Annotated in this window: 11 protein-coding genes; 8 read left to right on the plus strand and 3 right to left on the minus strand. The window is 47.2% G+C overall.

Annotation, left to right across the window (positions count from 1 at the left end; genetic code table 11):
• The first annotated feature begins 5 nt into the window (after positions 1 to 5).
• From ACLHR0_RS28530 to ACLHR0_RS28555, 6 genes are all read left to right on the plus strand, one after another.
• On the plus strand, positions 6 to 1,778 hold the full coding sequence (locus ACLHR0_RS28530; protein ID WP_436491210.1) for a RagB/SusD family nutrient uptake outer membrane protein: 1,773 nt from the start codon (positions 6 to 8) through the stop codon (positions 1,776 to 1,778).
• A 36-nt stretch (positions 1,779 to 1,814) separates the two neighbouring features.
• Positions 1,815 to 2,825 carry an IPT/TIG domain-containing protein gene (locus tag ACLHR0_RS28535; RefSeq protein ID WP_436491212.1) on the plus strand — a complete coding sequence of 337 codons (1,011 nt, stop codon included), beginning with the start codon at positions 1,815 to 1,817 and terminating at the stop codon, positions 2,823 to 2,825.
• Between the two features lie 25 nt (positions 2,826 to 2,850).
• Positions 2,851 to 4,311 (plus strand): glycosyl hydrolase family 28 protein, encoded by a 1,461-nt coding sequence (locus tag ACLHR0_RS28540; protein ID WP_436491214.1) that lies wholly within the window; start codon positions 2,851 to 2,853, stop codon positions 4,309 to 4,311.
• Positions 4,312 to 4,393: 82 nt separating this feature from the next.
• Positions 4,394 to 6,244: a glycoside hydrolase family 97 catalytic domain-containing protein gene (locus ACLHR0_RS28545; protein ID WP_436491216.1), complete on the plus strand. Its 1,851-nt coding sequence runs from the start codon at positions 4,394 to 4,396 to the stop codon at positions 6,242 to 6,244.
• A gap of 56 nt (positions 6,245 to 6,300) precedes the next feature.
• Positions 6,301 to 8,277: an alginate lyase family protein gene (locus ACLHR0_RS28550; protein WP_436491218.1), complete on the plus strand. Its 1,977-nt coding sequence runs from the start codon at positions 6,301 to 6,303 to the stop codon at positions 8,275 to 8,277.
• Between the two features lie 13 nt (positions 8,278 to 8,290).
• Positions 8,291 to 9,904 carry a hypothetical protein gene (locus tag ACLHR0_RS28555; protein WP_436491220.1) on the plus strand — a complete coding sequence of 538 codons (1,614 nt, stop codon included), beginning with the start codon at positions 8,291 to 8,293 and terminating at the stop codon, positions 9,902 to 9,904.
• Positions 9,905 to 9,917: 13 nt separating this feature from the next.
• On the opposite strand, the gene ACLHR0_RS28560 is transcribed toward ACLHR0_RS28555, so the two are convergent.
• From ACLHR0_RS28560 to ACLHR0_RS28570, 3 genes are read right to left on the minus strand one after another with little or no spacing between them, the layout of a single operon-like run.
• Positions 9,918 to 10,379, minus strand: a complete 462-nt coding sequence (locus ACLHR0_RS28560; RefSeq protein ID WP_436491222.1) for a MarR family winged helix-turn-helix transcriptional regulator — start codon at positions 10,377 to 10,379, stop codon at positions 9,918 to 9,920.
• Positions 10,363 to 10,797 (minus strand): EVE domain-containing protein, encoded by a 435-nt coding sequence (locus tag ACLHR0_RS28565; RefSeq protein ID WP_436491224.1) that lies wholly within the window; start codon positions 10,795 to 10,797, stop codon positions 10,363 to 10,365. Before ACLHR0_RS28565 ends, ACLHR0_RS28560 begins: the two co-directional genes overlap by 17 nt.
• 22 nt (positions 10,798 to 10,819) lie before the next feature.
• The gene (locus ACLHR0_RS28570; RefSeq protein WP_436491226.1) at positions 10,820 to 11,182 is read right to left on the minus strand and encodes a VOC family protein; all 363 of its coding nucleotides are present in this window, start codon (positions 11,180 to 11,182) and stop codon (positions 10,820 to 10,822) included.
• 146 nt (positions 11,183 to 11,328) lie between these two features.
• Here ACLHR0_RS28570 and ACLHR0_RS28575 point away from each other — a divergent pair, with 146 nt between their 5' ends.
• Together ACLHR0_RS28575 and ACLHR0_RS28580 are read left to right on the plus strand one after the other, a co-directional pair.
• Positions 11,329 to 11,703 (plus strand): chorismate mutase, encoded by a 375-nt coding sequence (locus tag ACLHR0_RS28575; RefSeq protein ID WP_436491228.1) that lies wholly within the window; start codon positions 11,329 to 11,331, stop codon positions 11,701 to 11,703.
• Between the two features lie 113 nt (positions 11,704 to 11,816).
• Complete coding sequence (locus ACLHR0_RS28580) at positions 11,817 to 12,860, plus strand: SDR family oxidoreductase (RefSeq protein WP_436491230.1); 1,044 nt, start codon at positions 11,817 to 11,819, stop codon at positions 12,858 to 12,860.
• The last annotated feature ends 8 nt before the right edge of the window (positions 12,861 to 12,868 follow it).

The following is a 12,868-nucleotide window of genomic DNA, read 5'->3' on the forward strand; positions in this document are numbered from 1 at the left end:
AACTCATGAAATCTATACTTAATAATATTATCATAGGGAGCCTTTGTTTGGGAATGGTTGCCTGCCAGAAGAATTTTATTGACCTGGAACCGAATGCCCAGTTTACGGACGCAGTATATTTTAAGAAGCCGTCGGATTTCAAAGACTTCGCCACAGGGTTCTATGGTCAATTACCCGGATGGAATTTTGGTTCCATGGACAATGGCTCTGACCTTTCCGCCAATACAAATGGCAATGGCTCAGACATCGGCACTGGTACTATTGCTGTTGGCAGCACCAATTGGAATTACAATGGTATAAGAAGTTGTAATATCCTGTTATCAAAGGCAGCTGCGTATACCGGTGGCGGTGAAATCGGCCAGTATGTTTCAGAAGCCTATTTTTTTCGTGCATTCGCTTACTTCAACCTGCTTAAACTCTATGGTGGGGTGCCCATTGTAACAACGGTACTGGGTGTGGAGTCGCCTGAACTCTACGACAAGCGCAGCAGCCGCTACCAGGTAGTTTCCCAGATATTAGCTGACCTTGATTTGGCTATTGCAGGATTGCCTACCGAGCAGAATATCGGTACTGCCGATAAAGGCAGAATAAGTAAGTGGGGCGCCATGGCGCTGAAGGCGCAGGTGGAACTATATGAAGCTACCTGGGAAAAATATGTAGGCAAGGCGCCGGATGGCGATGGCAGCAGCGTTGGCGCAGGCACTGCGGGATACGATCCTGCCAATGCCGGCAAATACCTCAATGAGGCCGTGAGCCTTTGCCAGCAGATAATGGACAACGGCGGTTATGAGTTGTGGAACAAGAACAGCGATTCAAAAATGGCCAATTCAAGTTCCTGGTATTTATTCAATCTTGAAGATGAAGGCAGTAACCCTGGAGGTTACAATAAGCAATCCAATAAGGAATTTATCCTCTATACCGTGTACGACTATACGCTGCGGCAATCCGGCATCAACATCACCTGGACCGTAGGGCAGTTATACCCCAGCCGCAAGTTTGTGGATATGGCGGTTTGTACAGACGGTTTGCCACCGGCAAAGTCATCCCTGTTCCAGGGATACCATACGGCTGCCGCTGAGTTTCAAAACCGTGACCTGCGTTTACTGAACTACCTGTATGCTTCCGCTACAGCGCCGGCAACCGTAACGCTGGACTTCGGCGGCCTGGGATCCAGCGGCTATGGCAACAACAAATATGGTGTTTACGGTTTCGGCGGCCGCAGGACTGATCGTACTGAATCGGCCAACTGGCCTGTCATCCGCCTTGCGGAAGTATACCTCACGTATGCGGAAGCGCTGGTAGAATTGAATGGAAACATGTCAGACGGACAGTTAGACGCATCCATCAATAAACTGCGTGACCGTGCCGGCGTAGCCCATCTCACCAATGCACTGGTGGCTGCAAACGGCCTGGATATCAAGGAAGAGATCAGGAGGGAACGTACTGTGGAGTTGTATCGTGAAGGTAAACGCTTTGACGATCTGAAACGTTGGGGCATACTGGAGGCGTCACTGAATCCGTCGCGGCTTGGTAGGGTAGTAGGGGATGCTTCTTATGAAACACCGTTTAAAGATGCCGCAGGCAATCCAACGGCTGCCTATAAACCATCCACCTATGTGTTTGGAGAGGAAACCGCGGCAACACCGGCCGGTATGTTGAAATGTGTGGTGGTCGCCAGTTCGCGTAATAACAGTGTTGCAAAGAGACATTACCTGTACCCGGTTCCCACCTCGCAGATGATCTTAAATAAAAATCTGCTGCAGAACCCGGGTTATTAAAAACATTCAATTCACAATTAACAGCGCGCATTTTATATGACTAGCAATATTTTTAAAAACCTGTTCCTGCCGGGAATGATATTGGTTGCCGGCATATTTCTCCCTGCCTGTGAAAAGGATGCACAATTCAGGGAATTTAATTATCCTGCTCCCGTGGTGACAGACTTCTCACCTAAACAGGGATATGCATTGTCCAATGTAACGATAGACGGGCAGGATTTCGGGGAAGTGGTTGGTGCAGTGAAAGTATATTTTGGTAACGTGCGTGCAGATACTGTGAGAAGCGTTACCGGCAATAAGATTGTAGTGCAGGTCCCTCCAAAAGGCATTACCGGTGTAGTCACCGTTGAGATATTTGGCAAGCGCGATTCCATACCGCAGGTATTTACCTTCAAAGCCTCTGCCCTACTGATTTCTATGAGTAAGGATAAAGCACAGGCAGGCGATGAAATTACGCTCACAGGAAATAACTTCGGAACAGATAAATCCCTCGTTCATGTGTTTGTTGGTGCAAAGGAGGCAGAAGTGCTGAGCGTTGCATCGGAACAGGTAAAATTCAAGGTGCCGGATGCGCTTCCCGGATCCGTAACACTGGTTGTTGATGGTCAGCGCCTCATTGGACAATACCTGCTGATAAACGCGGAGAAGCTTACCGGTATACTGTTTGGACATTCAGGCTCCTGGTCCAATAACCCGGCCACCATGATTCCTGCTGCTGTAGACGGTAATCTGAATACCTACATAGATGGACCTACCGCAACCGGTTATGTTGGATACGATATGGGAGAAGGGAAAGCGGCATTACTGAAATCGGTACGTTACGTACCCAGGAGCGGCAATGCCGCCCGGATGGTGGGCGGACAGATAAGAGCAGCCAATGATCCGTCACTGTCCGACTATGTGGTACTTTATACCATTGCCGCTGCACCGCCTAATGGTGTGTATACGGATGCGCAAATTTCAACTGTCAATAGTTATCGCTATATCTATTATTACTCTCCGGCAGGCAACTGTAACATAGCGGAAATTGAATTTTACGGCAAGTAATTTTATTAGTGTTTTCAATTTTACAATGATGAATTTCGATCGGATATTGACGAAGCTAACCGGTATTATTATTTGTGTGTTGTTTTCAGCAGTATGTATGGCACAGCAGCAGCAATTGGTGGCTTATCCTTTCCCCGCACCAGAGGCGGGAAATCCTGCGCATAACGCGGATTTTATGGTGAAGGTAAGGCAGCAAGGCGGCAAGTGGCAGGACTTATATGAGTATAATGTAAAGGTAGATGAGGTACGCGGAGTTAATCATCATGTGGAAAACGCTTCCATGGCAGCCTTTGATTTTTCGGGAGAAGTAGAAGTTGCCATCACCAGCAACAGGGCACCAATACGACAGGTGGCAATACGGCCGCTTTCATACGGGATAGGTCATAAGCTGGTAAACAATACGATTTATTTCCGCCTGCTTCAACCGAAGCATCTTTCCATTGAAATCAACGGAGATAAATTTCATAATCTTCATTTGTTTGCCAATCCTGTACAGGCAACTGTCCCGGATCCGAAAGCAAAAAATGTTATTTATTTCGGTCCGGGTATCCACGTAATCCAAGGCGGGGTGCTGAAGGTGCCGTCTGGAAAATATGTGTACCTCGCCGGTGGTGCTGTAATAAAGGGCCATTTTGTGGTGGATAGTGTACGGGATGTGAAAATAGGCGGCAGAGGTATTATTGATTCTCCCGGGCAGGAAGGGGTGAAAATTTCGCATTCAAAAAATGTACTGCTGGAGGGTATTATCCTCACACAATGCCCGGTGGGTAGTTCAGATAGCGTGATAGTCAGGAATGTAAAAAGCATCAGCGCTTACAAATGGGGTGACGGCATGAATGTATTTGCCAGCAATAATGTATTGTATGATGGTGTTTTTTGCCGCAACTCAGATGATTGCAGTACCGTATACGCCACAAGAAAGGGTTTTGTGGGTGGCTGCCGGAATATAGTCATGCAACATTCCACACTCTGGGCAGATGTTGCTCATCCCATTCATATTGGTCTCCATGGAAATACGCCGCATCCGGATACGATCCAAAATGTGCGTTATACCGACATCGATATCCTGGAGCACCGGGAAATGCAGGTGGACTACCAGGGATGCATGGCCATCAATGCGGGCGATAATAATCTTGTGAGAGATGTATCCTTTGAAGATATCCGCATAGAGAATATCAGGTGCGGCCAGTTGGTGCATCTGCAGATCCCGTTTAATAAGAAATACTGCACAGCGCCTGGCGAGGGCATAGAAAATATACTATTCAAAAATATAACCTACAACGGCGATAACCCGGAACTTTCTATTATTACCGGCTACAGCGAAGGGCGAAGGGTCAGGAACGTTGTATTCGAAAACCTGAAAATTAATGGAACACTCATGTCCGATAATATGAAGGGAAAACCAGGATGGTATAAAACAGCAGATATGGCGCGGATGTTTGTAGGTGAGTTTGTAGATAGCCTGGTATTCAGGAAAACAGAATAGGGGCCGTGGCGAAATACCCTGCTGAAGCCACTCTTTTCCGGAATAACCTACAATTAATTTTATAAATTGATAAAAATTGAAAATGAGTCAAAGATTCTTTTGGTTGAAATCACTTGGAATGCTGGGCCTCACACTTCTTTTGCAGTATGGGCAACTAGCTGCACAAAAAGTATACTCCATTGTATCTCCCGGTAGAACAACAGTGTTGGAATTACAGGCTGAAGAGGGGAAGCTCAGCTATCAGCTCTTTTTTAAAGGGAAAGCAATTACTAACAGGTCTGCACTTGAGATTACGGTTGATGGCGTGTCTTTAAGCACGGCAAAAATCAGCCGGTATGACAAGCCTGCATTGCACCGGGAATCTTTTGCAAGCCCGTTGGGCGAGCAGGACTCTTTGTATAACAATTACCGGCAGGCAAAATTGTTTCTGAAAACCAATAGCGGTAACCAGGTAAGGCTCGATTTCAGGGTGATGGACAGTAGTGTTGCATTCCGTTATGCCGTATCTGTTGCTGACGCCGTACCGCATCAGCTCCGGGAGTTGACTACCTTCTCTTTCCCATCTTCTCCACTCATCTATCAATACAACCAGGAGTCTGTTTTTACGCCGACCTTGGTGGATACCTTCCACACTACTACGGATTTGCCGGTTACGCTCCTGGCAGATAGAAATTATTGCCAGCTTGGAGAGGCCGCGAACCTTCATTACACGAAAGTGGAACTGGCCCGTGGAGTTGATGGAAATACCCTGGCGGTAAAGTTTCCTCGTGATACCGCTGTACTGTTTAGCAAACAAATTGAAACACCATGGAGAACGTTGAGTGTAGCCGGTTCTGCTATTGCGCTGGCTCATTGCCGCACCTTGAATTTGAAGCTGGCAGATGCGCCTGCACCAGGCGATTTATCGTGGATCAGGCCCGGGAAACTTATCCGTGCACAGCTGAATACCCAAAGCGGACTGGATTGTATTGATTTTGCAGTAAAGCATCATTTTCAATATATCATGTTTGATGCAGGCTGGTATGGTGCGGAGTTCCGTTCGTCTTCCGATCCCTGCCAGGTAATCCCGGCGATTGATATGCCGAAGGTGATAGCATATGGCAAGGAAAAAAATATTGGGGTTATCCTGTATGTAAATTACGTAGGGCTGAAAAGCAAACTGGATACCATTCTCCCGCTTTATAAGCAATGGGGTGTAGCAGGTATTAAATTCGGTTTCGTGGATGGCCTTAGCCAGGCGGGTCTCAGCTGGCTGTCGCAGGCCATTAAAAAAGTCCAGCATTATGGTTTTGTACTGAACATACACGATAATTACAAACCTACTGGTCTTAGCCGGACCTACCCGGCGTTATTGACGCAGGAAGGCATAAGAGGAGATGAAAACAGCCCTGATGCTTTTCATAATACTACGCTGCCATTTACGCGCTTTTTCGCCGGAGCTGCTGATTTTACCTATTGTTTCCCGAATTCGAAGAATAGTTTTTCAAAAAATATAAAAGTTTCGAAAGCCCAGCAGCTGGCGCTCAGTGTGGTTTACTACAGCCCGCTGCAGGCCGTTTTCTGGTATGGCCAGCCCAACGACTATATCAACGATGAAGAGATCGCGTTCTACGACTATGTACCTACTACCTGGAATGAATCGCATTACCTGTCGGGAGATATCGGAAAGGGTATAGCAGTGGCGAGGAGAAAAGGAGATACCTGGTACCTTGGTTGTGCAGCCGGCCCGCAGGATTGGGAAACTATGCTGGACCTTTCTTTTCTCCGGCCTGGCATTACTTATACTGCCACTATTTATGAAGATGGCGATAATCAAGTCATCAATAAGCGAACCGTTACGCTCAACAATACCGACAAGCTGCCGGTAAAGCTTTTAGCGAAAGGCGGACAGGCCATCATTTTCAGATCAGGCGCCAACAACCCCGAAAAATAAAAATCGAATAGATGATGAGTCGCACGAAAAATGTGATACTAATAATCGTATCATTTGTGGCATGCATATTATTGTTTTATGATACCGTTTCCGCACAGGCGCCTGCTTTTTTACACCCTGGCCTGCTGCATAGCCAGGCTGATTTACAGCGCATGAGAAACGGCGTGGCACAGCAACGGTCACCCATATACGAAGGTTACCTGGTTTTCGGGGAAAGTCCTTTTTCACATTATGATTACAAGATAAAGGGACCGCTGACGACCGTGGGCAGAAATCCGGGCATTGGCCAGTCCGACTACGACAGTGATGCCAATGCCGCTTATCAGAATGCGCTGATGTGGGCCATCACCGGTGATAAACGCCATGCCGAAACAGCGATCCGCATCATTGACGCATGGAGTAATACACTGAAGGCGGTTACCGGAAAAGACGCTGTACTGATGGCCGGCCTGGGCCCATTTAAGATGGTTAACGCCGCAGAGATTATAAGACACAGTAATGCGGGGTGGCCGGAAGATGCCGCGAAGCGTACAGAGAAACATTTTCGCCAGGTGATTTATCCTGTTCTTGCGGAGTTTGCGCCTTTTGCAAATGGCAACTGGGACGATGCCGCGCTTAAAACGGTGATGGGGATAGGGATTTTCTGCAATGACCGTGAAATTTTTGAAACGGCAGTCCGCTACTATGTAAACGGATGGGGGAATGGAAGCCTTACTCACTATATAATTAACGACACCGGCCAGGTACAGGAAACAGGAAGGGATCAGGCCCACACGCAGCTCGGCATTGGCATGCTGGCCGAATGCTGCGAAATGGCCTGGCACCAGGGACTGAACCTATATGCCTATGCTGACAACCGTTTATTAAAAGGATTTGAATACACCGCAAAATATAACCTGGGGTATAACGATATCCCCTATACGCCAATGCCTGACCGCACAGGTAAATACAGCCATATGCGTCCATCGGAGGTGGCACGGGGTAATCTGCGTGCTGTATTTGAACAGGTGTATAATCACTATGTACACAGGATGGGGATAGAGGCGCCGTTTACAAAAGCGGCGGCTGATAAACTCCGGCCTGAAGGCCCCGGTAATCCGGGGGCAGATCATCCAGGGTATGGTACCTTATTTTATTCCATTGATCCGGGAGAGGGAAACAGGCATGCACAAAATATTGTCATTGAAAGTCCTGCCGGGCTGGTATTGACAGCAACGCCTGATGCAAGTACGCTGAGCTGGGTTGGTCTGGTAGATGCTTCGTCTTACATAATCAAACGGGCAGATAAAAAAAATGGTCCGTATCTAACAATAGGAACTTCTACGGGAAATTTCTTCCCGGATGATCATGTAAAAAAAGGAGTTGTATACTATTATACTGTTGCAGGGATAAGTAATGGAAAAGAATCAGCCGCATCAATCCCTGTATCTCTAGCGGGCGGAGGGCTTCCCGGCGGCTGGCGTAACAGTGATATCGGAAATACAGGAAAGGCCGGTTACGCACAGTATGATGGCAATCTGCTCAGGATAGAGGCAGGGGGCGTATTTACAGACACCTTGCAGGAAGCTTTCAATTATACCTACAGGAAGCTGTTAAGAAATGAGGAGATGATTGTCGGGGTGTGTCCGCAGCCGAGTTCACAGTTTACAACGGTAGGACTGATGATCAGGTCCGGGCTGGAGCCCGACAGTCCTTTTGCCGCGCTGATGTTGTACCCTGGTAAAACAAAGGAAATAGAAGTGCCTGCATGGATGATGCAGTTCCTGCAACGGAAGGCTCCCGGAATTAATGCATCTGTTATTGCAAGGGAACTATTAACACCGCCGGCGGTAACCTACGGCCGCCTGACAGGAAGTTACTGGTTAAAGCTTAAGCGATCAGGCAATACCATAACAGGTTCCGGATCCTACGATGGTATAAAATGGCAGCAATTGGCATCTGTAGAATGGCGCGCTGACCAGCCGGTACTGATTGGTGTGGCTGCGGCCTCCAATATTTCAAATACCACAACGGTACGTGTTCGCCTGCATTAAAACCCAAAGAAGGATGAAGGTAAGTTTCGCAATTGTAATATTTCTTCTCATTGCATCCCGGTCTGCTGCGCAGGCTTGGCAGTGGCGTATTCTGGTAGATAATATTATTTCCGGTGAGACGAAAGCACCTCCGCAGGCATTTCTCTGGATACCTGAGAACTGTAAAAAGTTAAAGGCGGTAGTTTGGGGGCAGCATAACATGACGGAAGAAACGGTGCTGGAACATCCTGCATTCCGTAAAACATTGGCTGAACTTGGGGTGGGAGAAATATGGGTTACCCCTATTACTACGCAGATGTTCGATTTCACCAAAAATGCACCTGCAGATTTTGAGATGATGATGAACCGGCTGGCAGAGGTATCCGGATACACGGAGCTAAAAACAATTTCTGTTATTCCTATCGGCCATTCTGCCCAGGCCAGTTTTCCCTGGAACTTTGCGGCATGGAATCCGTCACGAACACTGGCAGTAATATCCCTTCATGGCGATGCGCCGCTTACAACGCTAACCGGTAGCGGCAAGGCCAATCCGGATTGGGGCAACAGGGATATAAATGGTGTGCCTTCTCTTTTTATCATGGGGGAATATGAGTGGTGGGAAGACCGGATTGTCCCGGCATTCTCCTACATACAATCACATCCGCGTAGCGTCATCTCCTTATTTGCAGATGCCGGTCACGGTCATTTTGATGCATCAGATGCCTTAGTCGATTATCTCTCCTTGTTTATACGCAAAGCGATGAAATTCCGTTGGCGTGCAAGGGGTTTACATCCGGTGCAGCCGGAGGAGGGATGGTTGGTGGACAGATGGCACAGGGATAGTTTGCCTAACGCCGCTGCGGCGCCTTTCAAAGCATATGCCGGAAACAGGCAATCTGCTTCATGGGTATTTGACCGGCAAATGGCCGATGCCACCGAACAGTATTACCGCATGGCAAGAGGAAAACAGCAACAGTTCATCGGGTTTATGCAGGATGGCAAGCCGCTAATACCTGGTAAATCTCATGCTGTATATGCCCTGGACATCCATCCGCTAAGCGATGGCACTTTTCATATCAGCGCATTTTTTAGCGATTCCACCAGAACCAGGCAAGTTGCTCAACATGCTTCAACGGCGCTGCAAATTAATCGTATATGCGGCCCCGTTAAGAAGATAGATGACACCACTTTCAGATTGGATTTTTACCGTATGGGCTTTAATAATACCAAGAGAAGCAACGATATCTGGCTGGTAGCGGAGAATAAAGGAGATGATACGTTTAAGAGCGCTGTACAGCAGCTGAATATTAAGATACCGCTACCGCAAACTACCGGCGAAGCGCAGCAGATACATTTCAAATCACTGCCGGATCAGCGAAAGGGGATAAAAGGTCTGCCACTGGCGGCACAGGCGACTTCGGGGTTGCCGGTGAGTTATTATGTAAAGGAAGGTCCCGCATATATTGACAACAATAAGCTGGTTTTTACAAGCGTGCCGCCACGTGCAAAGATGCCGTTAAAAGTTACTGTGGTGGCCTGGCAGTATGGCATTACAGGAACGTTCCAGTCGGCAGTACCTGTTGAACAGTCGTTCTACATTCGTGCTGTTGAAACTGTCCTACCAGCGAAAACCGGAAGGACCCATTAGGGAATGGAGAAAACTATTCTATTTTGTTCTCTTTAATCAGATTGGCCATATTAGCATTGAAGGACACCAGATCACGACCCAATTTTGTGAAAAATTCCAGGTCAGCATTTTCTACGCTGATAATAGCTTTTTGTAAGATCTTTTCCCCTGTAGCCGTAAGCCTGATCGTTTTGGCCCTCGTGTCCGTCGGATGCTCGTGACGGGTAATAAACTTTTTATCTTCCAGTGTTCTTAACACCTTCGATACCATCATCCTGTCCGCATTCCCCTGGTTTGCAATATCGATCTGTGTTACGGCATCGCTCTCCCTGGAAAGCCAGGCCAGTGCACAGAGCAGTATGAACTGGGTATGCGTCAGGTCCAGAGGATCTAAAACACGCTTTAGTTTTCTCTGCCATAACATGGTCAGCTGTCCCAGCAAATAGCCCGGACTGTCCTCTGGCTTTTTAAAATGAAACTCAATCTTTTTGGGCATAGTTTTTTTGTAGCATCTGTGAAGAAATCAGTTCAAAATCGTGCCGGTTGATCTCGAAGAAACCAAAACGGAATGGATAGCCCCAGCTTTTCTTGTTTTGGATAAAATCCAGCCGGGGAATTAACGGCAAAATAGAAACATCCTCACCTGGCAAAAATTCAATATTACGCCTTGATGGGCAAAAGTTCTCAGACACCCGGATCTCATAGATTTCATCATCCATAACCTTTCCTATCGCGGTAAATTCCTGGCAGGCCTCGGGTTTTCCCAGTGTCTGCTTTCCCGAATAATAGATAATGAAATCATCCTTACGCATCCTTTTCAAAGGTGATGCCTTTCCATGGCAGGTTTGGGCAATCCCTTCTGCGATGCCGGTTTTGACATGGTCTTTCGATGCCACGATGATCCAGTATTTCATATCCCTGTTCATATCGAAATGATTAGTTTGATTTTAGAAAGGTGATGTTGTATCCGTCGGGGTCTTTAGCAACGAGGATTTTCCCGAAAGGTGTTGCCTGGACCGGGCCTAACAGGGGCACATTCTTTGCTGATAACCGGGCTTGCAGCTCCTCTATTTCCTCATCGATTGCGAACCAGAGTGAAGCGCCGATGCCCAGTTCTTTTCCTTCCAGGTTACCGATGGGTGTTCTGATGGCAAAACTTGCTTCGCCTTTGTTATATTTAAAAATACAGGCCCCTGGGTTGGATATTCCTGCTTCTTCAAACCCTAGTTTGGTGGTGTAAAATTCTTTCGAGGTTTCAAGGTCTCTGACTTGAAGGGATGCAAATTCTAATTTTCTCATTGTGTATGTGTATTGTTGTCGCAAATATAGTATATACGACAACAATGTGCAAATTTTATTATGATTGGTGTAATAAACGACGTGGGAATCCCTACTATGACATTGACGCTCACCAAAAATGGCATTAAAATGGCGGGCCTTCCGGTATGAAAAATACATTTCTTGTCTTTATTATCACTCTGGCTGCTATAGCCATTGCGGACAAAGCAGATGGACAAAGCCCGTCCACAAATATCACTGATACTGTTTTGGAAAACAAACGAAAGGACATCGATTCGCTTGATAAAAAGCTTTTCGAGGTGCTAGGGGCAAGAGAACGGGTTGTCCGTGAGATAGGTGTTTATAAAGCCCGGCATGATATTGCTCCCTTACAGGCCGCCCGCTTTCAAAAGGTGCTGGAAAGAGGGATTGAGGCGGGTAAGAAAGAAGGACTGTCGGCCGAATTCGTCACTGAAATGCTCAATGCCATCCATAAAGAAAGTCTGCGGATAGAGGAGGCCATTTCAGATGATAAGCCCTAAAGCGATGGTGCCTGTCTAATCTCCCCCGCCTTTTAAACAAAGCATAATGCGCCTTTTAAACAAAACAAGCTATCTTCTTTAAACCGAATTTTGGTTCATCAAAACAATACGAGATGAACACGAACTCAAGTAAAGAAAAATTGGTGCTGGTTACCGGTGGCACTGGGTTTATTGCAGTGCATTGCATTGCTCAATTATTAAATGCCGGTTACCATGTAAGAGCGACATTGCGTTCTCTGGACCGTGAGGACACCGTGAGAGCCATGTTGCGCGAAGGCGGCGCTGACGCTGGTGACCGGCTAAATTTCGTGCAGGCCGATCTTGCTTCAGATGCCAACTGGAGTAAAGCAGTAAGTGATTGCACCTACGTTTTGCATGTGGCTTCACCTACTCCAAAAGTTAATTACAAACATGAGGATGAAATGATTATTCCGGCGCGAGAAGGTATACTGCGTGTATTGCGCACAGCCAAAGATGCCAGGGTAAAACGTGTAGTGCTGACCTCCGCCATCGGAGCGGTTGTTTACGGACATCCTAACCAAACAGCACCCTTCGATGAAAATACCTGGACGAATACAGCAAATGCACCAGCCTATCAAAAATCAAAAACTCTGGCGGAAAGAGCGGCCTGGGACTTCATCAAAACGGAAGGAAACGGGCTGGAACTTGCTGTTATTAATCCGGTAACGGTTATGGGTCCGGTACTAGGACCTGATTATTCGCATTCCATTCACCTGATCAAAAATCTCCTGACCGGAAAGATGCCGGGTTGCCCTAAGATCAACTCGTGTTTCGTAGATGTGCGTGATGTGGCGGACCTGCACCTGCGTGCAATGGAAAATCCTGCAGCAAACGGTGAGCGTTTTATTGCCACTGCCGGCGAAAGTATCTGGTTGGTGGCTGTGGCAAAAATATTAAAAGAGAACCTTGGTGCTGCTGCCGATAAAGTTAAAGTGAAAGAATTGCCCAATACTTTGTTACGTATTGCCGCGTTGAAAGACCCGATGGTTAAATCGATGATCCCGCTGTTGGGTAAAGTGATGAACGTAACCAGCGCAAAGGCCATTCGTCAGCTCGGCTGGTCTCCGCGCCCTGCAGAGGAAGCGATACTGGCCGCTGCACAAAGCCTGATCCGTTTGCAATTACTCGATCAATAAAGCTAACT

This window comes from Chitinophaga sp. ARDCPP14 (assembly GCF_051362515.1).
In the GTDB taxonomy this organism is placed as follows: Bacteria; Bacteroidota; Bacteroidia; order Chitinophagales; family Chitinophagaceae; genus Chitinophaga.